Consider the following 21,507-nt stretch of genomic DNA (forward strand, 5'->3'; position numbering starts at 1 on the left):
TCTGGATCTTGCAGGGCCTGTCACTGCCCGGTCATTGGCGAGACGGCGCTTACAGTGCTCGTGACGACCTGACGAGCCACTGCTGGTTGGTCAGGCTCACCTCACCCACACACACCAGGTTACGCAGTTTTTGCGCTATCACCTCGGCCCGGTGCCAGCTCAGTCCACCGATGCCCACCTCGATATTCAACCAGTCATCCTGCTGGCTGACCTGCACGCTGTGTGGCGTGAGGAACTGCAGGGCAAACAGGTTGAGTACCCGGCACAGGCTGTCGGGTTCGGCCTCGGCCTGCAGGCGATAGTTGACGGTGCTGTGGGCGTTGTTGGCCGCCCAGACGTCGGTACGGGGCTGTGCGTTCATGCTGTTCTCCGCAAGAGTGGGAAGAATTCTTGCACGTTTCCAAAGGCATTTTTTCGCTATGATGGGTGGATTTCGCCGGTGAGGCGAATTGATCAATTCAAAAACCATTCTATGAGAGAATTAAAAATGCATGGCGAGCTGGACGCCTACGACCGACGCATTCTTGAGCTGCTGCAGGAGGACGCCTCGTTGTCCAGCGCACAGATCGCCGAGCGTGTCGGGCTTTCGCAATCGCCGTGCTGGCGTCGCATTCAGCGCCTGAAGGAGGAGGGGGTGATTCGGGGCCAGGTGACCTTGCTCGATCGCAAGAAAGTCGGGCTCAACACGCAGATTTTCGCCGAGGTGAAACTCAACGCTCACGGGCGCTCCAACTTCACCGAGTTCACCGAAGCGATTCGCGGCTTTCCGGAAGTGCTGGAGTGTTATGTGCTGATGGGGTCGGTGGACTTTCTGTTGCGCATCGTCACGCCGGACATTGAAGCCTACGAACGGTTTTTCTTCGAGAAGCTGTCGAATGTGCCGGGGATCCAGGAGGTCAATTCGATCGTGGCCTTGTCCGAGATCAAGTCCACGACCAGCCTGCCGCTGGCGCGTTGAGCGACTGCGATGATCCGCAAATCATCGCAGCCCCTGCATGAGCGGCTAGCCGGCGGGGTTTACGCTGACTCAAGCCTTGATCAGATACTTCCAACCGCGGCTCTGATCCACCGCGCGGGCCTGCTCGATGCGCGCTTCGAGCAGCTCATCGGACAGGGGTTGTTCGGCCAGCTCGTGCAGTTTCTTCAGGTCGCCATACAGGCGGTCCATCTGCGGCGCTTCGAGCACCTGGCGTGCGTGGTGCAGCCAGGCCAGCAGCTGTTCGAGACGCGGCAACTGCTCGGCCAGGTCTTCTGGGCGCTGAGTGTAGAGCGGCAGCTTCAGGGCGCGGCCTTCCTCGCCCAGCAGGTGGCCCAGCCAGCTGGCCAGTTGCGCCTTGCCCTGGCGCTCGCCACGGCCTTTACGATCCAGAGTCCAACTACGGGCTAGCAGCCAGCGAGACGTTTCCAGCGAGAACTGGCCCCAACGGATGTCTTCCAGCTCTTCGGCGAACTGCTCGGGCGCGGCGCGGCGGATGTCTTCGTCATCGTTGCCGGCCTGAACCAGCGGGCGCCAGTCTTCCAGCAGTGCGTCCAGGCGGGTGCGCAGGGCGCGAGTAGTCGGGCGTGGTGCGGCCTGGCCCAGGCTGCTGGTCAGGGCGCGCAGTTCGCTGAGGCACAGGACCCATTCCTGCAACAAGCGCCAGTGACCGTTGTGGCGGTATTGCTCAGCCAGGCGCTGGCTGCTGCCCAGCAGTTGCCAGGCGAGTGCGGCGTAGGCGTCGTCCACGGCCATTTCGGCGTCCAGCTCGGTGTGGGGCAGGCCCAACTCGTAGCTGTCGGGATCCAGCAGGCGGTAGCCGCGCTCGGCCTTGCTGATGTCGCAGGGCATCAGTGACAGGCTGGCGGCCAGCTCGGCGGCAAGTTCGAGCAATGCCTCCGGGGCACCTTCGCGCAGCTCGAGTTCCAGCTCGCAGATCTCTTCCTTGCGTTTGCCGGCGATCACGAAGCCCTGGTCCAGCGCGGCTTCGATCACCACCTTGCTCTTGCCCCGACCCCAGGCGATTTCAGCGTATTCGCGGGTGAAGTCGGTGGTGAACAGCGGCTTGATGGTTTTCTTGTCCAGGTCGGCCAGTTGCTCGGGCCAGCAGGTGGCGTCGAGCTTTTTCAGGTCCAGCTTGACCTTGTCCAGCTGCCATTCGAATTCGTTGCGCTCGGACAGGCCGGCAACGCTTTGGCCACGGCACTTGAGGGTCTGGATGATCACATCGCCGTCACGGCGCAGGCGCAGGGCGACGCGGGCAGCCGAGAGGTCGCGCTCGGGGGTATCGAAGTACTGGTTGAGCAGCTCGCGGGTCTGCCAGCCGGACTTGTTGCGCTTCTTCAGCAGGGGGTGCTCGCGCAGGGCGGCAAGGGTCTCGCGGCTGGCGCGGAGCTTGAGTTCGGTTTCTTTGTGCATCACAGGCTCGAAGGGAGGGGCGTGGTTGGCGGTGAGTCTACAGGAGTCGGCTGTGGACTGTTGAGTTTGCCAGGGCTTTGCCCTGCTTTGGCGACGCAAGGGGACTTCCACAGGGCCAGCGGGTTGCCCGCGAGCAGGAATGCGTTGCTATGATGGGCAACGCTTTCGAGGAGTATGCGCATGCCGTTGCCGACGCTCAAAGACCAGTTCGCCGCCTTGGTTGCCGCGCCCTCGGTCAGTTGCACCCAGCCCGCGCTGGACCAGTCCAACCGCCAGGTCATCGACCTGCTGGCAGGCTGGTTGGCCGACCTGGGGTTCAAGTGCGACATTCAGCCAGTCAGCCCCGGCAAGTTCAACCTGTTGGCCAGTCGTGGCACCGGCCCTGGCGGCCTTGTGCTGGCAGGTCACAGCGATACGGTGCCCTATGACCCGCAGCTGTGGGCGAGTGATCCGCTCAAGCTGACCGAGGTCGATGGTCGCTGGGTCGGGCTTGGCAGTTGCGACATGAAGGGCTTTTTCGCCTTGGTGATCGAAGCGGTGCTGCCGTTGCTGGAGCACGACTTCAAGCAGCCGTTGCTGATCCTGGCCACCTGCGACGAAGAAAGCTCCATGTCTGGGGCCCGCGCCCTGGCAGAAGCCGGGCAGCCTCTTGGGCGTGCGGCGGTGATTGGCGAGCCCACGGGCCTGCGGCCGATTCGCATGCACAAGGGCATTCTCATGGACCGAATCGACATCCTCGGGCGCAGCGGCCACTCCTCCGACCCAAGCCTGGGGCGCAGCGCCATGGAGGCCATGCATGCGGTCATGGGCGAGTTGATGGGCTTGCGCCGGCAATGGCAGGAAACCTACCGCAACCCGCAGTTCTCCGTACCGACACCGACCATGAACTTCGGCTGCATCCACGGTGGCGACAACCCTAACCGCATCTGTGGCCAGTGCGCGCTGGAGTTCGACCTGCGTCCTTTGCCTGGCATGGACGTGGAGCAGTTGCGCGCGGCCATCCGCGAGAAGTTGGTGCCGCTGGCTGAGCGCCATGAGGTGCGTATCGACTACGCGCCGCTGTTCCCGGAAGTGCCACCGTTCGAGCAGGCCGCCGATGCCGAGCTGGTACAGGTAGCCGAACGTCTGACCGGGCATCGCGCCGAAGCGGTGGCGTTCGGCACCGAAGCGCCTTATCTTCAGCAGCTGGGTTGCCAGACCATCGTGCTCGGCCCCGGTGACATCGCCTGTGCTCACCAGCCGGGCGAATACCTTGAAATGTCACGAATCGAGCCTACCGTGCGTCTATTGCGTGACCTGATCCGGCACTATTGCCTGAATTAAACGTCAATCGAGCTGATTCGTTCTTGCCTAGAGGAGACCGCGCGTGACCGCAAGCCTGTTCCGACGATGATCCTGAACGCCGTGTGATCCACCGTTCTCCGTCCACTTTATCCACAGGCCCTGTCATGCCCGAATACGTCAACTGGCTGCGTCATGCCTCCCCGTACATCAATGCTCATCGCGATTGCACCTTCGTGGTCATGCTCCCCGGCGATGGTGTGGAGCACCCGAACTTCGGCAATATCGTCCATGACCTGGTACTGCTGCACAGTCTTGGCGTGCGGCTGGTACTGGTGCATGGCTCGCGTCCACAAATCGAAAGCCGCCTGGCGGCTCGCGGGCTGACGCCGCACTACCACCGCGGCTTGCGCATCACTGACGCGGCCACCCTGGACTGCGTGATCGATGCAGTCGGCGCCTTGCGTCTTGCCATCGAGGCGCGGCTGTCGATGGATATCGCCGCCTCACCGATGCAGGGCTCGCGCTTGCGTGTGGCCTGCGGCAACCTGGTCACCGCACGGCCGATCGGCGTACTCGAAGGGGTCGATTTCCACCACACCGGCGAAGTGCGTCGGATCGACCGCAAGGGCATCAGCCGCTTGCTCGACGAGCGCTCCATCGTGCTGCTGTCGCCCCTGGGGTATTCGCCTACGGGTGAAATCTTCAATTTGGCCTGCGAAGACGTCGCCACCCGGGCGGCCATCGAATTGGGTGCTGACAAGCTGCTGTTGTTCGGCGCCGAACCGGGTTTGCTGGACGAGAACGGCAAGCTGGTGCGCGAGCTGCGCCCGCAACAGGTCGCACCGCATTTGGCCCGTCTGGGCAGCGATTACCAGGGCGAGTTGCTCGATGCTGCCGCCGAGGCGTGCAAGGGGGGCGTGGCGCGCAGTCATATCGTCAGTTATGCCGAAGATGGCGCGCTGTTGACCGAGCTGTTCACCCGTGAGGGTGGCGGTACGCTGGTTTCCCAGGAACAGTTCGAGGTGGTGCGCGAGGCTACCATCGACGACGTCGGCGGCTTGCTGGAGTTGATCAGTCCGCTGGAAGAGCAGGGCATTCTGGTACGTCGTTCGCGCGAGGTGCTGGAGCGGGAGATCGAGCAGTTCAGCGTGGTCGAGCGTGAGGGCATGATCATCGCCTGTGCGGCGTTGTACCCGATAGCCGATTCCGAAGCGGGCGAACTGGCGTGCCTGGCGGTCAACCCAGAGTACCGCCATGGCGGGCGCGGGGACGAGTTGCTGGAGCGCATCGAGAGCCGGGCGCGGCAGTTGGGGTTGAATACCTTGTTCGTGTTGACGACGCGTACCGCGCACTGGTTCCGCGAGCGTGGGTTCGCGCCCAGTGGGGTCGAGCGGCTGCCGGCGGCGCGAGCTTCGCTGTACAACTATCAGCGCAATTCGAAGATTTTCGAGAAATCCCTGTAAGCCTGTGCTTGCCGGCTTCGCGGCCCGCAATGAAAAACGCCGCCCTTGTGGGCGGCGTTTTCGTTTACACGGTATGCAGGTACCAGTTGTACTCGAGGTCGGAGATCGAGTGCTCGAACTCCTCCAGCTCGCTTTCCTTGCACGCGACAAAGATGTCGATGTACTTCGGATCGATGTACTTGTTCAGGATCTCGCTGTCGTCCAGCTCGCGCAGGGCATCGCGCAGGTTGTTCGGCAGGCTCTGTTCCAGCTGCTCGTACGAGTTGCCTTCGATCGGCTCGCCTGGCTCGATTTTGTTGGTCAGGCCATGGTGCACGCCCGCCAGGACGGCCGCCATCATCAGGTACGGGTTGGCATCGGCACCGGCAACGCGATGCTCGATGCGCACGGCATCTGGCGAGCCAGTCGGCACGCGCAGGGCCACGGTGCGGTTGTCCAGACCCCAGCTCGGCGCGTTCGGCACGTAGAACTGGGCGCCGAAGCGGCGGTACGAGTTGACGTTCGGGCAGAGGAACGCCATGGACGCGGGCAGGGTCTCGAGCACACCGCCGACAGCGTGACGTAGCGCGGCGTTCTGCTCGGGATCCTCGCTGGTGAAGATGTTGTTGCCATCTTTGTCCAGCACGGAGATGTGTACATGCAGGCCGTTGCCTGCCTGGCCCGGGTAGGGCTTGGCCATGAAGGTGGTGTCCATTTCATGGTCGTAGGCGATGTTCTTGATCAAGCGCTTGAGCAGCACGGCATAGTCGCAGGCCTTGAGCGGGTCGGCGACGTGGTGCAGGTTGACTTCGAACTGCGCCGGGGCGCTTTCCTTGACGATGGCGTCGGCCGGAATACCTTGCTCCTTGGCACCTTCGAGGATGTCCTGGAGGCAGTCGGCGTATTCGTCGAGGTCGTCGATCAGGTACACCTGGGTCGACTGCGGACGCTTGCCCGAAATGGGTGAACGCGGTGGCTGTGGACGGCCGTTCACGTTCTCCTGGTCGATCAGGTAGAACTCCAGCTCGAAGGCTGCGCAGATGGTGAGGCCCATCTCGGTGAATTTGCTCACTACCTGACGCAGCACTTCGCGCGGGTCGGCGAAGAACGGCTCGCCTTCGAGCTCGTGCATGGTCATCAGCAGCTGAGCGGTGGGGCGCTTCTGCCAGGGTTCGTTGGAGAGGGTGCCGGGAATCGGGTAGCAGATGCGGTCGGCATCGCCGATGTCCAGGCCCAGCCCGGTGCTTTCAACGGTGGAACCGTTGATATCCAGGGCGAAGAGGGAGGCCGGCAGGTTGATGCCTTTCTCGTAAACCTTGTGGAGGCTGGTGCGTTCGATTCGCTTGCCACGAACCACACCATTCATATCTGCAATCAGAAGGTCAACGTAGAGAACCTCAGGATGTTCCTTAAGGAACGCGTTCGCTTCGTTAAGCTGAACGGCACGCGGGGGTACCGACATGATGCAACACCTTTGTTGTTAAAAATATCAATCAAGGGGGGCTTGCAGGTCCAGTCAATCGAAAAGACATACTGATGTCAAGCCAACCCCATGATGCCCTGAAATGGCACATCGACGGCAGATTTGCTGCATATCGGGGCAATCCATTATCCGCTATTTCCGCTGCGAAGGGCTATCTCCGACACGCCGTGTTTTATTTTTTACGGAGGTGTTGTGTAAAAAAATGAACAAGGCTAAGCTCGGTCTCAACCCAGAACACAATAATACGAGGGTCACATGGTCCGCTTGTCGCGACCTGTACGTGCTGCCAGTGCAGCACCATCGGGTATCTCCGTCCTATTTGCGCGCCCCGACGATTGGTCGGCTGCACTGGCCGCAATAATTGACGCCTGGCCTTCGCGGACCACGCCCCGTAGCGGTCTATCGCACCTCTTTTCGCCTTTCTGCCCATCGAACTCATTACGGATACGCCTGTTTCCAGTGTATCCACTGCGGTCCTGCGCGCGGGTTTTTGCTTTAGCAATGTACTCCATCCAGAATCAGAGCGCGGACCACCTTACCTCCTGAGGTATTTATGAGTAACAACCTCGACCAGCTCACCGATTGGTTGAAAGAGCACAAGATCACCGAAGTCGAGTGCCTGATCAGCGACTTGACCGGCATCACGCGCGGCAAGATATCGCCCACCAACAAGTTCATCGCCGAAAAAGGCATGCGCCTGCCCGAGAGCGTGTTGCTGCAAACCGTGACCGGCGACTACGTCGACGACGACATCTATTACGAACTGCTCGATCCTGCCGACATCGACATGATCTGCCGCCCGGACGAGAACGCCGTGTTCCTGGTGCCGTGGGCCATCGAGCCAACTGCCCAGGTCATTCACGACACCTACGACAAGAAGGGCAACCCGGTCGAACTGTCGCCGCGCAACGTCCTGAAAAAAGTGCTCAAACTCTATGCCGACAAGGGCTGGCAGCCGATCGTCGCGCCCGAGATGGAGTTCTACCTGACCAAGCGTAGCGAAGACCCGGACTTCCCGCTGCAGCCCCCGGTGGGCCGTTCGGGCCGCCCGGAAACCGGTCGGCAGTCGTTCTCCATCGAGGCAGCCAACGAATTCGACCCGCTGTTTGAAGATGTCTACGACTGGTGCGAGCTGCAGCAGCTGGACCTCGACACGCTGATCCACGAAGACGGCACGGCGCAGATGGAGATCAACTTCCGTCATGGCGACGCCCTGCACCTGGCCGACCAGATCCTGGTGTTCAAACGCACCATGCGCGAGGCGGCGCTCAAGCACAATGTGGCCGCGACCTTCATGGCCAAGCCGATGACCGGCGAGCCGGGCAGTGCCATGCACTTGCACCAGAGCGTGGTTGACGTGCACACCGGCAAGAACATCTTCTCCAATGAAGACGGCAGCATGAGTCAGCTGTTCCTCCACCACATCGGTGGCTTGCAGAGATTCATTCCCGAAGCGCTGCCGCTGTTCGCTCCCAACGTCAACTCGTTCCGTCGTTTCCTGCCCGATACCTCGGCGCCGGTGAACGTCGAATGGGGCGAAGAGAACCGCACGGTTGGCCTGCGGGTGCCGGATGCCGGGCCACAGAGCCGGCGTGTCGAAAACCGCCTCCCCGGTGCTGATGCGAACCCCTACCTGGCCATCGCGGCGAGCCTGCTGTGCGGCTACATCGGCATGGTCGAAGGTATCGAAGCCAGCGCACCGGTGGTGGGCCGAGGCTATGAGCGGCGTAACCTGCGCCTGCCGCTGACCATCGAGGATGCCCTTGAGCGTATGGAAATCAGCCGCGCGCTGACCCAGTACCTGGGCAAGAAATTCATCACCGGCTACGTCGCCACCAAGCGCGCCGAGCATGAAAACTTCAAACGCGTCATCAGCTCCTGGGAACGTGAGTTCCTGCTGTTCGCTGTCTGATCAACCCTGAGGCCGCTCAAGGGCGGCCGCCGGAAAATGGAGAGGCACATGAGCGTCAACAACCCGCAAACCCGTGAATGGCAAACCCTGAGCGGCGAGCACCACCTTGCACCTTTCTCTGACTACAAGCAGTTGAAGGAGAAAGGGCCGCGCATCATCACCAAGGCGCAGGGTGTGCATTTGTGGGACAGCGAGGGGCACAAGATCCTCGACGGCATGGCTGGCCTGTGGTGCGTTGCAGTCGGCTATGGCCGTGAAGAGCTGGTGCAGGCGGCAGAAAAGCAGATGCGAGAACTGCCGTACTACAACCTGTTCTTCCAGACCGCCCACCCACCTGCGTTGGAGCTGGCCAAGGCCATTACCGACGTGGCGCCGAAGGGCATGACCCATGTGTTCTTCACCGGTTCCGGCTCCGAAGGCAATGACACCGTGCTGCGCATGGTCCGTCATTACTGGGCGCTCAAGGGCAAGCCGCAGAAACAGACCATCATCGGCCGCATCAACGGTTACCACGGCTCCACTGTCGCCGGTGCAAGCCTGGGTGGCATGAGCGGCATGCACGAGCAGGGCGGCCTGCCGATCCCGGGCATCGTGCACATCCCTCAGCCGTACTGGTTCGGCGAGGGCGGCGACATGACCCCTGATGAATTCGGGGTTTGGGCTGCCGAGCAACTGGAGAAGAAAATTCTGGAGGTTGGCGAAGACAACGTCGCGGCCTTCATCGCCGAGCCGATTCAGGGCGCTGGCGGCGTGATCATTCCGCCAGTGACCTACTGGCCGAAGGTCAAGGAGATCCTTGCCAAGTACGACATCCTGTTCGTCGCCGACGAAGTGATCTGCGGTTTCGGCCGTACCGGCGAGTGGTTCGGTTCGGACTACTACGACCTCAAGCCAGACCTGATGACCATCGCCAAGGGCCTGACCTCCGGTTACATCCCCATGGGCGGTGTGATCGTGCGTGACACAGTCGCCCAGGTGCTCAGCGAAGGTGGTGACTTCAACCACGGCTTCACCTACTCCGGCCACCCGGTTGCGGCGGCGGTGGGCCTGGAAAACCTGCGCATCCTGCGCGACGAGAAGATCGTCGAGAAGGCTCGCACAGATGTGGCACCCTACTTGCAAAAGCGTCTGCGAGAGCTGCAAGACCACCCGCTGGTTGGCGAAGTGCGCGGCCTGGGCCTGCTCGGTGCGATCGAGCTGGTCAAGGACAAAGCCACCCGCAGCCGTTACGAAGGCAAGGGCGTAGGCATGATCTGCCGCAACTTCTGCTTCGAGAACGGCCTGATCATGCGTGCGGTCGGCGACACCATGATCATCGCCCCGCCCCTGGTCATCAGCCATGCAGAGGTGGACGAGTTGGTAGAGAAGGCGCGCAAGTGCCTGGACCTGACCTATGAAGCGATCAAGTGAGCGCCTGCTAGGCTAGCGTTGTGACATTAGTTGCGGACAAGGCTCTGCTTTCCTTGAAACAGCGCCTTGGAACTTGCCAGACTAGCGACTGTTTCAGTCGCCCAACGCGTGTACTGCGGGACCTGGCAGCTGAACGGATGGCTAATCAAAAAAATCTGGAGCATGACGCATGAAGAAAATGGGCAAGACGTTGCTGGCCGCAGCCCTGATGGGTGCCATGGCCACCGCTGTGCAGGCTGAAGACAAAGTCCTGAACGTCTACAACTGGTCGGACTACATCGCTCCGGAAACGGTCGCCAAGTTCGAGAAGCAGACTGGCATCAAGGTCAAGTACGACGTCTTCGACAGCAACGAAACCCTGGAAGCCAAGCTGCTGGCGGGCAAGTCCGGTTACGACATCGTTGTGCCGTCCAACAACTTCCTGGCCAAGCAGATCAAGGCTGGTGTGTATCAGGAGCTGGACCGTTCCAAGCTGCCGAACTGGAAAAACCTCGACGAAGACCTGCTCAAGGCCGTCGGCGATGCCAGCGACCCGGGTAACAAATACGCCTTCCCCTACATGTGGGGTTCGATCGGTATTGGCTACAACCCTGAGAAGGTCAAGGCCGCGCTGGGCGTCGACAAGATCGACTCCTGGGACGCCGTGTTCAAGCCAGAGAACATCGCCAAGCTCAAGAGCTGCGGCGTGAGCTTCCTCGATGCGCCGACCGAAATGCTGCCGGCCGCACTGCACTACCTGGGCAAGCCGACCAACAGCACCAAGAAGGAAGACCTGAAGGCCGCCGAGGACCTGTTCCTGAGCATCCGTCCTTCGATCACCTACTTCCACTCGTCCAAGTACATCGGTGACCTGGCCAACGGCAACATCTGCGTCGCCGTCGGTTACTCGGGTGACCTGGAGCAGTCCAAGGCGCGTGCCCATGAAGCGGGCGACAAGGTCAAGCTGGACTACGTCATTCCGAAAGAAGGCGCCGGTACCTTCTACGACATGGTCGCCATGCCGAAGGATGCCGAGCACAAGGACGCTGCCTACAAGTTCATGGACTTCCTGATGCAGCCGGAGATCATGGCCGAGATCACCAACGCCGTGCGCTTCCCGAATGGCAACAAGGCCGCGACCCAGTTCGTGGACAAGGACATCACCAGCGACCCAAGCATCTATCCGCCTGCCGAAGTGAAGAAACAGCTGTACGCGATTGCTGCTCCAGAAGCCGCCGCCCAGCGCGTCATCACTCGCAGCTGGACCAAGATCAAGTCGGGCAAGTAAACCCGATGCTGAACCCTCTGGGCCGGGGCTTTCCGGCCCAGAGGCAGTGAAAGGCAATTGATGATTGCGGCATCGAGGCTGCGAAGGTAAGTTGCGCGCCGGTTTTACGTGTGCGGCAGCGCTCGTACCCATGAAGCGAGCCGTCACCGAGGCACTGATTGTGAGGACCACCCACTTGTCTATTTCTGTTTTACGCAAGGCCTTGATGGCTGGAGCGGGCCTGACGCTGGCATGCAGCGTCCAAGCGGCGCCTACGGTGCACTTCTACAACTGGTCCGATTATATCGGCCCTAACACCCTCGCGGATTTCGAGAAAGCGACCGGTATCAAGCCGGTGCAGGACGTCTTCGACTCCAATGAAACCTTGGAAGGCAAGCTGCTGGCCGGTAACACCGGCTACGACGTAGTCGTGCCGTCCAACCATTTCCTGGGCAAGCAGATCAAGGCGGGCGCGTTCCAGAAGCTCGACAAGAGCCTGCTGCCTGATTATTCCAACCTGGACCCGGCGCTGATGAAGCGCCTGGAAAAGAACGATCCGGGCAACCAGTACGCCGTGCCGTACCTGTGGGGCACCAATGGAATCGGCTACAACGTCGACAAGGTCAAGGCCGCGCTCGGCGTGGACACCATCGACTCGTGGGCGGTGCTGTTCGAGCCCGAGAATATGAAGAAACTGTCCAAGTGCGGTGTGGCCTTCCTCGACTCGGCGGACGAAATGCTGCCGGCGGTGCTCAACTACATGGGTTTGAACCCCAATAGCACCGATGCCAAGGACTACGCCAAGGCTGAGAAGAAGCTGCTGGCGGTACGCCCCTACGTGACGTATTTCCACTCCTCCAAGTACATCACCGACCTGGCCAACGGCGACATCTGCGTCGCGGCAGGGTTCTCCGGTGATGTGTTCCAGGCCAAGACCCGCGCTGAAGAAGCGAAGAAAGGCGTGAACCTGGCCTACGCGATTCCCAAGGAGGGCGGCAACCTCTGGTTCGACGTACTGGCGATTCCCAAGGACGCCAAGAACGTGAAAGAGGCCCACGCCTTCATCAACTATTTGCTGAAGCCTGAGGTTATCGCCCAGGTCAGTGATTACGTCGGTTACGCCAACCCGAACCCCAAGGCTGGCGACCTGATGGACCAGGCCGTGAGGACTGACGCTGCGGTTTACCCACCGCAGGAAGTGCTGGACAAGATGTTCGTGAACAGTGAGTTGCCACCCAAGGTGCAACGTTTGATGACCCGCAGCTGGACCAAGGTCAAGTCGGGCAAGTAACAATCCAGGCCTGCCGCGCCAGACGGGGCGGGCACACAAATCTTGTTGGGAGTTTCACTCATGGCAGTTGCCTCCGGTGCCTATAAAAAAGCCCTCGAGGGTGGCCAGCAACCCAAGCAGGTGCTGGTCAAGATCGACCGGGTCACGAAAAAATTCGACGAAACGGTAGCCGTGGACGATGTGTCCCTGGAAATCCGCAAGGGTGAAATCTTCGCCCTGCTGGGAGGCTCCGGTTCCGGTAAATCGACCCTCCTGCGTATGCTGGCGGGCTTCGAGCGTCCGACCGAAGGGCGGATTTTCCTCGATGGCGTCGACATCACCGACATGCCGCCCTACGAGCGGCCGATCAACATGATGTTCCAGTCCTATGCGCTGTTCCCGCACATGACCGTGGCGCAGAACATCGCCTTCGGCCTGCAGCAGGACAAGATGCCCAAGGCCGAGATCGAAGCCCGCGTGGCGGAGATGCTCAAGCTGGTGCACATGACCCAGTACGCCAAGCGCAAGCCGCACCAGCTTTCCGGTGGTCAGCGTCAGCGTGTGGCACTGGCCCGCTCGCTGGCCAAACGCCCGAAACTGTTGCTGCTCGACGAGCCGATGGGCGCTCTGGACAAGAAGCTGCGCTCGCAGATGCAACTTGAACTGGTCGAAATCATCGAGCGGGTCGGTGTGACCTGCGTGATGGTGACCCACGACCAGGAAGAGGCCATGACCATGGCCCAGCGTATCGCCATCATGCACCTGGGCTGGATCGCCCAGATCGGCAGCCCTATCGACGTCTACGAGACCCCGACCAGCCGCCTGGTCTGCGAGTTCATCGGCAACGTCAACCTGTTCGAAGGTGAGGTGGTCGACGACGCCGAAGGCCACGCGATCATCGCAAGCCCGGAGCTCGAACGTAAAATCTATGTCGGCCACGGTGTCACTACCTCGGTAGAAGACAAGCACATCACCTACGCGTTGCGCCCGGAGAAGCTGCTGGTCACCACCACCCAGCCGACCTGCGAGCACAACTGGTCGCGTGGCAAGGTGCATGACATCGCTTACCTGGGTGGCCATTCGGTGTTCTACGTCGAACTGCCGAGTGGCAAGGTCGTCCAGTCGTTCGTTGCCAACGCCGAGCGCCAGGGTACCCGCCCGACCTGGGGCGACGAAGTGTACGTATGGTGGGAAGACGACAGCGGCGTGGTACTGCGGTCATGAAACCGAGCAAGCTCAAGCGAGCCTTCAAGCGCATCACCCCGGAGGGGCGGCATCTGGTGATCGGCGTGCCCTTCATCTGGCTGTTCCTGTTCTTCATGCTGCCGTTCTTCATCGTTCTGAAGATCAGCTTTGCCGAAGCCGACGTGGCGATCCCGCCGTACACCGAGATCTACAGCTACGTCGAAGACAAGGTTCAACTGGTGCTGAACCTGGCCAACTACGGACTGCTGACCGAGGATGAGCTGTACATCTCGGCTTATCTGGGTTCGTTGAAGATGGCGTTCTTCAGCACGCTGTTGTGCCTGCTGATCGGCTATCCCATGGCGTATGCGATTGCCAACGCCAAGAAGGAAACCCAGACAGTACTGCTGCTGCTGATCATGATGCCGACCTGGACCGCGATCCTGATCCGCGTCTATGCCTGGATGGGCATTCTCAGCAACAACGGCCTGCTCAATGGCTTCCTGCTGTGGACCGGGTTGATCGACCAGCCGCTGCAGATCCTCAACACCAACCTGGCGGTGTATATCGGCGTGGTCTATTCGTACCTGCCGTTCATGATCCTGCCGCTGTACGCGAACCTGGTCAAACACGACCCGAGCTTGTTGGAGGCCGCGTCTGACCTGGGTTCGAGCACCTTCAACAGCTTCTGGAAGATCACCGTGCCGCTGTCGAAGAACGGCATCATCGCCGGCTGCATGCTGGTGTTCATCCCGGTCGTGGGTGAGTTCGTGATTCCTGAACTGCTGGGTGGCCCGGAAACCTTGATGATCGGTAAGGTGCTGTGGCAGGAGTTCTTCAACAACCGTGACTGGCCGGTGGCATCTGCCTTGGCGGTGGTGATGCTGGCGATCCTGATCGTGCCGATCCTGCTGTTCAACCGCAGCCAGGCCAAAGAAATGGAGGGCAGGGCATGAAGCGCTTCAGTTTCTCCAAGCTGATGCTGGTGCTCGGCTTGCTGTTCATCTACCTGCCGATGTTGATCCTGGTGATCTACTCGTTCAACGCCTCGAAGCTGGTGACGGTGTGGGGCGGCTGGTCGGTGAAGTGGTACGTTGGCCTGCTGGACAACAGCCAGTTGATGGGTTCGGTGATGCGCTCGCTGGAGATCGCCTGCTACACGGCGGTGGCAGCGGTGGCGCTGGGTACCCTGGCGGCCTTCGTGCTGACCCGTGTGACACGCTTCAAGGGCCGCACGCTGTTCGGTGGCCTGGTGACCGCGCCGTTGGTGATGCCTGAGGTGATTACCGGTCTGTCGCTGTTGCTGCTGTTCGTGGCCATGGCGCAGATGATCGGCTGGCCGCAGGAGCGTGGCATCGTCACCATCTGGATCGCCCACACCACGTTCTGTGCGGCTTATGTGGCGGTAGTGGTGTCGGCGCGCTTGCGTGAGCTGGACCTGTCGATCGAGGAAGCGGCGATGGACCTGGGTGCCAAGCCGTGGAAGGTGTTCTTCCTGATTACCATCCCGATGATCGCGCCCTCGCTGGCGGCGGGCGGCATGATGTCGTTCGCCCTGTCGCTGGATGACCTGGTGCTGGCCAGCTTCGTGTCCGGCCCCGGTTCGACCACCTTGCCGATGGAAGTGTTCTCGGCGGTGCGCCTGGGCGTGAAGCCGGAAATCAACGCCGTGGCCAGCCTGATCCTGCTGTCGGTGTCGCTGGTAACCTTCCTGGTCTGGTACTTCAGCCGCCAGGCCGAAGAGCGTCGTCGCAAGGCGATTCAGCAGGCGATCGAAGAAGGTGCGGCGGCGAACGTATCGCAGCCCCAGGTGCGGCGCCCGGCTCCGGCCACTGCGTCGGCCTGACCGGCCTCTTCGCGGGTGACCCGCTCCCACAGGTCTCATGCAGGCTGCACTGAGCCTGTGGGAGCGGGTTCACCCGCGAAGACCTCACCAGGGGCTCAAAGCCAAGCCGCATCCCAGAGGGGTTGGGTCGCTGACGCAACATGCGCCAAACGTTTCTCCCGCCGCACAGGCCAATCATGGCAGGTTTTCTGTAGCGATGGGCTCATGCGGAATCTGCAAGCGCAGGTTTCCCCGCGAAGGCGCCCTCGAAGCCGCCATGATTTCCCCACCTTCCTGCCATCAGTGCCGTTTCCCAAAGCCTGATCTACGCTAACAGTCGCATCCCAAGAATCGTTCGCGCGCAAGCCAGGAGGCCTGCATGACGGTGACGCGTCTGCTGTCGGTCGTCTGCCTGGGGCTGTTGTACATGCTCACGGGCTGTAGCAAGGAAGAAACGCCTGAGGTACTGCCTCGGGTGGGGGTACTGGAGGTCCAACCAACCGATTTCGCCGCCAGGGTCACGCTGACCGGTGATGTACAGGCGCGGGTGCAGACTGACCTGTCGTTTCGGGTCGGCGGCAAGATCATCTCGCGTAGCGTCGATGTGGGGGATCACGTCAAGGCCAACCAGGTGCTGGCGAGGCTGGATCCGAAAGACTTGCAGAACAACGTCGACTCGGCCAAGGCCGAGGTGTTCGCTGCCCAGGCTCGGGTCACGCAGACCAGCGCGGCGTTCGTCCGGCAACAGAAGCTGCTGCCCAAGGGCTATACCAGCCAGAGCGAATACGACTCCGCCGAAGCCGCCCTGCGCAGCAACCAGAGCGCGCTGAAGGCCGCCCAGGCGCAACTGGCCAACGCCAACGAACAACTGAGCTACACCGCGTTGGTGTCCGAAGCCGATGGCGTCATCACCGAGCGCCAGGCCGAGGTCGGACAGGTGGTGCAGGCGACCATGCCGATTTTCAGCCTCGCCCAGGATGGCGACCGTGATGCAGTGTTCAACGTCTATGAATCGTTGCTGGTAGCGCCGCCCAGCGATGCAGGTGTCATCGTCAGTCTGCTGGATAACCCGAAGGTGAAGGCGCGGGGCTTCGTTCGGGAAATCACCCCGACCGTCTCCGCGCAGAGCGGCACGGTACAGGTCAAGGTAGGCCTGCGCGATGTGCCGCCCGGCATGCAGCTGGGCGCACCCGTCACCGCCACCACCAATGCTGAAGGCCGGCCGAGCATCGAGCTGCCCTGGGCCGCGCTGACCAAAGCCCTGCACGAGCCAGCGGTCTGGGTGGTGGGCGAGGGCGACAAGGTCGAGCTGCGCAAGGTCGAAGTCACCCGCTACCTCACCGGCAAGATCGTGGTCGCCAGCGGCCTCAAGAGCGGCGAGACCGTCGTGGTCAATGGTGGGCAGCTGCTGCACCCGGGCATGCAAGTGGAGAAGATCGACGCCAAGGCCGAAGGAGGTGAGCTATGAAGCGCCTGCTGCTGTTGCCATTGGCCGGCCTGCTGCTTGCCGGATGCGGCGATGAGCAACAGGTGGCTGAACCGATCCGGCCAGTACTGTCGGTCAAGGTCGAGCCGCTGGAGCAATCCCAGCTCGGGCGCTTTGCCGGGAGCATCCAGGCGCGCTTCGAAAGCACCCTGGGCTTTCGTGTTTCCGGTCGCATCGCCCGGCGCTGGCTGGACGTTGGCGCCCAGGTGAAACCAGGCGATACCTTGGCCACGCTCGACCCGACCGACCAGCAAAACCAGTTGCGTGCCGCCGAGGGCGACCTGGCGAAGGTGCAGGCGCAGTGGATCAATGCCCAGGCCGACGCCCGCCGCCAGCAGCAATTGTATGATCGCGGTGTCGGCGCCCAGGCCCAGTTGGACATCGCCCAGACCAACCTCAAGACGACTGGCGCTGCGCTCGAGCAGGCGCGCTCGGCAGTCAGCCAGGCTCGCGACCAGCTCGACTACAGCACCTTGCGCACCGATCACGCGGCAGTCATCACCGCTTGGCAGGCCGAAGCCGGGCAGACCATCACTGCCGGTCAGGCCGTGGTCACCCTGGCCCGCCCGGACGTCAAGGAGGCGGTCATCGACTTGCCGATCAGCCTGGCCGACCAGCTCGGCAAGGGCGTTACCTTCACCGTGGCCTCTCAGCTCGATCCCACTATCAGCACCACTGCCACCCTACGGGAACTGGAGCCCCAGGCGGATGCCACGACCCGCACACGACGTGCACGCCTGACCTTGGCGAGTACGCCCGCGGCTTTCCATTTGGGTACTGCCATCAGCGTGACCCTGAGCTCGGCGATCACGCCACGCAGCGAACTTCCCCTGAGCGCATTGCTCGAGCGTGATGGCAAGCCGCAGGTCTGGGTGATCGATCCGCAGCAAAAGACTGTGGCTGTCCGCGACGTGAAGCTGATCGAGCGCACCCACGACAGCATCGTTCTGGCCTCAGGCGTTCAGCCCGGCGAGCGGGTCGTCACGGCGGGTGTGAACAGTCTCAAGCCTGGCCAGAAGGTCGCCTTCGATGAGGACGCGCAATGAAAGGAAGCTTCAACCTGTCCGAATGGGCGCTCCGGCATCAGTCCTTCGTCTGGTACCTGATGTTCGTCGGCTTGCTGATGGGGATCTTTTCGTACTTCAACCTGGGGCGTGAGGAAGACCCTTCCTTCACCATCAAGACCATGGTGATCCAGACCCGTTGGCCAGGGGCGACTCAGGACGAGACGCTGTACCAGGTCACCGACCGCATCGAGAAAAAGCTTGAGGAGCTCGACTCGCTCGATTACACCAAGAGCTATACCCGCCCCGGCGAGTCCACGGTCTATGTCTATCTTCGCGATACCACCAAGGCCAAGGACATCCCGGACATCTGGTACCAGGTGCGCAAGAAGATCCAGGACATACGCGGTCAGTTCCCCCAGGGTATCCAGGGCCCTGGTTTCAACGACGAGTTCGGCGATGTGTTCGGTTCGATCTACGCCTTCACCGCCGATGGCCTCACCCTGCGCCAATTGCGTGACTATGTGGAGCAGGCCAGGGCCGAGGTCCGTGATGTGCCCAATATCGGCAAGATCGAGCTGGTCGGCACCCAGGACGAAGTGCTGTACCTGAACTTCTCGACCCGCAAACTGGCGGCGCTGGGCATAGACCAGCGGCAGGTCATGCAGGCCCTGCAATCGCAGAACGCCGTCACGCCGGCGGGCGTGATCGAGGCGGGTCCGGAGCGCATTTCGCTGCGGACCACCGGGCAATTCGCCTCTGAGAAAGACTTGGAAACCGTCAACCTGCGCATCAACGACCGGTTCTTCCGCCTGGCGGACATTGCCGACATCGAGCGCGGTTACGTCGACCCACCATCGCCCATGTTCCGCTACAACGGCCAAACCGCCATCGGCCTGGCCATCGGCATGAAGGCCGGTGGCAATATCCAGGTGTTTGGTGCGGCGCTGAAAAAGCGCATGGATCAGGTGGTCGAAGACTTGCCGATAGGGGTCGGAGTGCACACTGTTTCCGACCAGGCGGTGGTGGTCAAGCAGGCTGTCGGTGGCTTCACCAGTGCCCTGTTCGAGGCGGTGGTGATCGTGCTGGGGGTGAGCTTCGTCAGCCTTGGGGTGCGTGCCGGCCTGGTGGTGGCCTGTTCGATTCCATTGGTGCTGGCGATGGTGTTCGTGTTCATGGAATACAGCGGCATCACCATGCAGCGGATTTCCCTGGGTGCACTGATCATCGCCCTGGGCCTGCTGGTGGACGATGCGATGATCACCGTGGAGGTCATGGTCACGCGGCTCGAGATGGGCGAGAGCAAGGAGCAGGCAGCCACTTTCGCCTACACCTCCACCGCTTTTCCTATGCTGACCGGCACCTTGGTGACCGTGGCGGGCTTCGTGCCCATCGGGCTCAATGCCAGTTCCGCCGGTGAATATACCTACACCTTGTTTGCCGTGATCGCCGTCGCGCTGATGGTGTCATGGGTGGTGGCGGTGTTCTTTGCGCCGGTGTTGGGTGTGCACATTCTCAGCAGTCAGGTGAAGCCCCATGAAGCCGAGCCGGGGCGGGTGGGCAAGGCCTTCGAAAATGGCTTGCTGTGGTGCATGCGCAACCGCTGGCTGACCATCATCGGCACCGTGCTGCTGTTCGTCCTGGCCATCTTCTGCGAGCGTTTCGTGCAGAACCAGTTTTTCCCCTCCTCGGACCGACCGGAAATCCTGGTCGACCTGAACCTGCCGCAAAATGCCTCGATCGAAGAGACCCGCAAGGTAGTCGACCGGCTGGAAGCCAAGATCAAGGACGATCCGGACCTGGTGCACTGGAGCACCTATATCGGCCAGGGCGCCATTCGCTTCTACCTGCCGCTCGATCAGCAACTGCAGAACCCTTACTACGCCCAGCTAGTGATCGTCAGCAAAGGCTTCGAAGAGCGCCAGGCCATGATGGACCGCCTGCAAAAGCTACTGCGCGAGGAGTTCGTCGGCATCGGTACCAACGTCCAGTCGCTGGAAATGGGCCCACCGGTAGGGCGGCCGATTCAGTACCGGATCAGCGGCCCGGACATCGACCAGGTGCGCAAGCACGCCATCGAACTGGCGACCTTGCTCGACCGCAACGAGCATATCGGTGAAATGATCTATGACTGGAACGAGCCCGGTAAGGTGATGCGCATCGAAATTGCCCAGGACAAGGCACGCCAGCTTGGGCTTTCGTCCGAGGATGTAGCCAATGTGATGAACAGCATCGTCAGCGGCGTGCAGATCACCCAGGTCAACGACAACATCTACCTGGTGAACGTGGTCGCGCGCGCCGAAGACAGCGAACGAGGCTCGCCCGATACCCTGCAGAACCTGCAAATCGTCAGCCCCAACGGGACTTCCATTCCGCTGCTGGCCTTCGCCACCGTGCGCTATGAGCTGGAGCAACCGCTGGTGTGGCGTCGTGACCGCAAGCCGACCATCACCATCAAGTCCTCGGTGACCGGCGACATCCAGCCCACCGACCTGGTGACCCAGCTCAAACCGAGCATCGACGAATTCATCAGCAAACTGCCGACCGGCTACGAGGTGGCCACCGGCGGTACCGTGGAGGAAAGCGCCAAGGCGCAGGGGCCGATCCGCAAAGTCATTCCGCTGATGCTGTTCCTCATGGCGACCTTCCTGATGATCCAGCTGCACAGTGTGCAGAAGCTGTTCCTGGTGGTGAGCGTGGCACCGCTGGGATTGATCGGTGTCATCATCGCCCTTGTGCCCACCGGCACGCCCATGGGCTTCGTGGCAATCCTGGGGATTCTGGCCCTGGCCGGGATCATCATTCGCAACTCGGTGATTCTGGTGACCCAGATCGACGAGTTCGAGGCGCAGGGCTTCTCGCCCTGGGATGCCGTGGTGGAGGCCACCAACCACCGGCGCCGGCCGATTCTGCTGACGGCGGCAGCGGCGAGCCTTGGCATGATCCCGATTGCCCGCGAAGTGTTCTGGGGGCCGATGGCCTACGCCATGATTGGTGGGATCATCGTGGCTACCCTGCTGACGCTGTTGTTCCTGCCGGCGTTGTATGTGGCCTGGTACAAGATCCGCGAGCCTGAACACAGCACTAAAACCCAACATTAAACCCTGTGGGAGCGGGCATGCCCACGAATGCGATGGTGGATTCACTGCCGCATTCGCGGGCACGCCCGCTCCCACCGAGGCTTTTTGTCGCGTGTAAAATCGCGACTTAATTTTGGTTATATAAAAATTCTTAAACAGTATTTTTAAGAATAAACCCACCTCACTACTATTGCACTCAAGCCAGGCGTACATCCCCTTCAAACCTCTGCCCGGCACCTCACTCCAAGGAGAACGAGCATGAGTGCATCTCTGCGTAGCATCGACGGTCAGGACGAAGCCACCATTCTGCGTGAGATCCAGAGCGCCTTGCGCGATCTGCGTTTCGGTGCGGTGGAGATAACCGTGCACAACGCGCAGGTCGTACAGATCGAGCGCAAGGAGAAGTTCCGCCTGCAGCAGCCTGGCAACAAGTCCGGCTGATCGCGATTCACATTCAAAACTAGAAAAATGCCAATCGGGAGCTT

The 21,507-nt window shown here is 61.4% G+C and carries 17 protein-coding genes; 14 read left to right on the forward strand and 3 right to left on the reverse strand.

The features are described from left to right. Window positions 1-49: 49 nt before the first annotated feature. Entirely contained in the window at window positions 50-361 is a 312-nt protein-coding gene (locus C4Q26_RS12565) for a hypothetical protein (protein ID WP_104883129.1), read from the reverse strand. A gap of 126 nt (window positions 362-487) precedes the next feature. Here C4Q26_RS12565 and C4Q26_RS12570 point away from each other — a divergent pair, with 126 nt between their 5' ends. Next, window positions 488-958 (forward strand): Lrp/AsnC family transcriptional regulator, encoded by a 471-nt coding sequence (locus tag C4Q26_RS12570; protein ID WP_023382954.1) that lies wholly within the window; start codon window positions 488-490, stop codon window positions 956-958. Window positions 959-1,027: 69 nt separating this feature from the next. Here C4Q26_RS12570 and C4Q26_RS12575 read toward each other — a convergent pair whose 3' ends face one another. Then, window positions 1,028-2,395 carry a CYTH domain-containing protein gene (locus tag C4Q26_RS12575; RefSeq protein ID WP_104883130.1) on the reverse strand — a complete coding sequence of 456 codons (1,368 nt, stop codon included), beginning with the start codon at window positions 2,393-2,395 and terminating at the stop codon, window positions 1,028-1,030. Between the two features lie 180 nt (window positions 2,396-2,575). Here C4Q26_RS12575 and argE point away from each other — a divergent pair, with 180 nt between their 5' ends. After that, window positions 2,576-3,718, forward strand: coding sequence for an acetylornithine deacetylase (argE, locus tag C4Q26_RS12580; protein ID WP_023382952.1), 1,143 nt, complete (start codon window positions 2,576-2,578; stop codon window positions 3,716-3,718). 125 nt (window positions 3,719-3,843) lie between these two features. Then, window positions 3,844-5,142: an amino-acid N-acetyltransferase gene (gene argA, locus C4Q26_RS12585; RefSeq protein ID WP_023382951.1), complete on the forward strand. Its 1,299-nt coding sequence runs from the start codon at window positions 3,844-3,846 to the stop codon at window positions 5,140-5,142. A gap of 64 nt (window positions 5,143-5,206) precedes the next feature. Here the strand turns inward: argA and C4Q26_RS12590 are convergent, their stop codons facing one another. Next, complete coding sequence (locus C4Q26_RS12590) at window positions 5,207-6,583, reverse strand: glutamine synthetase family protein (RefSeq protein WP_016712594.1); 1,377 nt, start codon at window positions 6,581-6,583, stop codon at window positions 5,207-5,209. Window positions 6,584-7,157: 574 nt separating this feature from the next. Here C4Q26_RS12590 and C4Q26_RS12600 point away from each other — a divergent pair. From C4Q26_RS12600 to oscA, 11 genes are all read left to right on the forward strand, one after another. Continuing rightward, window positions 7,158-8,516 (forward strand): glutamine synthetase family protein, encoded by a 1,359-nt coding sequence (locus C4Q26_RS12600; RefSeq protein WP_023382950.1) that lies wholly within the window; start codon window positions 7,158-7,160, stop codon window positions 8,514-8,516. Between the two features lie 48 nt (window positions 8,517-8,564). Next, window positions 8,565-9,926 (forward strand): aspartate aminotransferase family protein, encoded by a 1,362-nt coding sequence (locus C4Q26_RS12605; protein ID WP_023382949.1) that lies wholly within the window; start codon window positions 8,565-8,567, stop codon window positions 9,924-9,926. A 169-nt stretch (window positions 9,927-10,095) separates the two neighbouring features. Continuing rightward, window positions 10,096-11,193, forward strand: a complete 1,098-nt coding sequence (locus tag C4Q26_RS12610; RefSeq protein WP_027907214.1) for a polyamine ABC transporter substrate-binding protein — start codon at window positions 10,096-10,098, stop codon at window positions 11,191-11,193. 175 nt (window positions 11,194-11,368) lie between these two features. Then, on the forward strand, window positions 11,369-12,463 hold the full coding sequence (locus tag C4Q26_RS12615; protein ID WP_023382947.1) for a polyamine ABC transporter substrate-binding protein: 1,095 nt from the start codon (window positions 11,369-11,371) through the stop codon (window positions 12,461-12,463). 60 nt (window positions 12,464-12,523) lie between these two features. Beyond that, window positions 12,524-13,666, forward strand: coding sequence for a polyamine ABC transporter ATP-binding protein (gene potA, locus C4Q26_RS12620; RefSeq protein WP_023382946.1), 1,143 nt, complete (start codon window positions 12,524-12,526; stop codon window positions 13,664-13,666). Beyond that, a complete protein-coding gene (locus C4Q26_RS12625; protein ID WP_023382945.1) occupies window positions 13,663-14,583 on the forward strand; it encodes an ABC transporter permease subunit in 921 nt (306 codons plus the stop codon). Before potA ends, C4Q26_RS12625 begins: the two co-directional genes overlap by 4 nt. Beyond that, window positions 14,580-15,473, forward strand: a complete 894-nt coding sequence (locus tag C4Q26_RS12630; protein WP_023382944.1) for an ABC transporter permease subunit — start codon at window positions 14,580-14,582, stop codon at window positions 15,471-15,473. The genes C4Q26_RS12625 and C4Q26_RS12630 overlap by 4 nt, the downstream gene beginning before the upstream one ends. A 358-nt stretch (window positions 15,474-15,831) precedes the next feature. After that, window positions 15,832-16,920, forward strand: a complete 1,089-nt coding sequence (locus C4Q26_RS12635; protein ID WP_027907215.1) for an efflux RND transporter periplasmic adaptor subunit — start codon at window positions 15,832-15,834, stop codon at window positions 16,918-16,920. Then, window positions 16,917-17,984 (forward strand): efflux RND transporter periplasmic adaptor subunit, encoded by a 1,068-nt coding sequence (locus C4Q26_RS12640; RefSeq protein WP_104883131.1) that lies wholly within the window; start codon window positions 16,917-16,919, stop codon window positions 17,982-17,984. The genes C4Q26_RS12635 and C4Q26_RS12640 overlap by 4 nt, the downstream gene beginning before the upstream one ends. After that, window positions 17,981-21,043 carry an efflux RND transporter permease subunit gene (locus C4Q26_RS12645; protein ID WP_023382941.1) on the forward strand — a complete coding sequence of 1,021 codons (3,063 nt, stop codon included), beginning with the start codon at window positions 17,981-17,983 and terminating at the stop codon, window positions 21,041-21,043. Before C4Q26_RS12640 ends, C4Q26_RS12645 begins: the two co-directional genes overlap by 4 nt. A gap of 237 nt (window positions 21,044-21,280) precedes the next feature. Next, on the forward strand, window positions 21,281-21,463 hold the full coding sequence (gene oscA, locus C4Q26_RS12650) for a sulfur starvation response protein OscA (RefSeq protein WP_016489716.1): 183 nt from the start codon (window positions 21,281-21,283) through the stop codon (window positions 21,461-21,463). The last annotated feature ends 44 nt before the right edge of the window (window positions 21,464-21,507 follow it).

Origin of the sequence: Pseudomonas sp. SWI44, assembly GCF_002947915.1 — a bacterium.
Classification (GTDB): Bacteria; Pseudomonadota; Gammaproteobacteria; order Pseudomonadales; family Pseudomonadaceae; genus Aquipseudomonas; species Aquipseudomonas taiwanensis.

What these genes read in the sequence shown, in the direction of transcription:
- C4Q26_RS12565 (WP_104883129.1), bottom strand. Translation starts at nt 361, where the DNA reads ATGAACGCACAGCCCCGTACCGACGTCTGGGCGGCCAACAACGCCCAC.
- C4Q26_RS12570 (WP_023382954.1), top strand. Translation starts at nt 488, where the DNA reads ATGCATGGCGAGCTGGACGCCTACGACCGACGCATTCTTGAGCTGCTG.
- C4Q26_RS12575 (WP_104883130.1), bottom strand. Translation starts at nt 2,395, where the DNA reads ATGCACAAAGAAACCGAACTCAAGCTCCGCGCCAGCCGCGAGACCCTT.
- argE (WP_023382952.1), top strand. Translation starts at nt 2,576, where the DNA reads ATGCCGTTGCCGACGCTCAAAGACCAGTTCGCCGCCTTGGTTGCCGCG.
- argA (WP_023382951.1), top strand. Translation starts at nt 3,844, where the DNA reads ATGCCCGAATACGTCAACTGGCTGCGTCATGCCTCCCCGTACATCAAT.
- C4Q26_RS12590 (WP_016712594.1), bottom strand. Translation starts at nt 6,583, where the DNA reads ATGTCGGTACCCCCGCGTGCCGTTCAGCTTAACGAAGCGAACGCGTTC.
- C4Q26_RS12600 (WP_023382950.1), top strand. Translation starts at nt 7,158, where the DNA reads ATGAGTAACAACCTCGACCAGCTCACCGATTGGTTGAAAGAGCACAAG.
- C4Q26_RS12605 (WP_023382949.1), top strand. Translation starts at nt 8,565, where the DNA reads ATGAGCGTCAACAACCCGCAAACCCGTGAATGGCAAACCCTGAGCGGC.
- C4Q26_RS12610 (WP_027907214.1), top strand. Translation starts at nt 10,096, where the DNA reads ATGAAGAAAATGGGCAAGACGTTGCTGGCCGCAGCCCTGATGGGTGCC.
- potA (WP_023382946.1), top strand. Translation starts at nt 12,524, where the DNA reads ATGGCAGTTGCCTCCGGTGCCTATAAAAAAGCCCTCGAGGGTGGCCAG.
- C4Q26_RS12625 (WP_023382945.1), top strand. Translation starts at nt 13,663, where the DNA reads ATGAAACCGAGCAAGCTCAAGCGAGCCTTCAAGCGCATCACCCCGGAG.
- C4Q26_RS12630 (WP_023382944.1), top strand. Translation starts at nt 14,580, where the DNA reads ATGAAGCGCTTCAGTTTCTCCAAGCTGATGCTGGTGCTCGGCTTGCTG.
- C4Q26_RS12635 (WP_027907215.1), top strand. Translation starts at nt 15,832, where the DNA reads ATGACGGTGACGCGTCTGCTGTCGGTCGTCTGCCTGGGGCTGTTGTAC.
- C4Q26_RS12640 (WP_104883131.1), top strand. Translation starts at nt 16,917, where the DNA reads ATGAAGCGCCTGCTGCTGTTGCCATTGGCCGGCCTGCTGCTTGCCGGA.
- C4Q26_RS12645 (WP_023382941.1), top strand. Translation starts at nt 17,981, where the DNA reads ATGAAAGGAAGCTTCAACCTGTCCGAATGGGCGCTCCGGCATCAGTCC.
- oscA (WP_016489716.1), top strand. Translation starts at nt 21,281, where the DNA reads ATGAGTGCATCTCTGCGTAGCATCGACGGTCAGGACGAAGCCACCATT.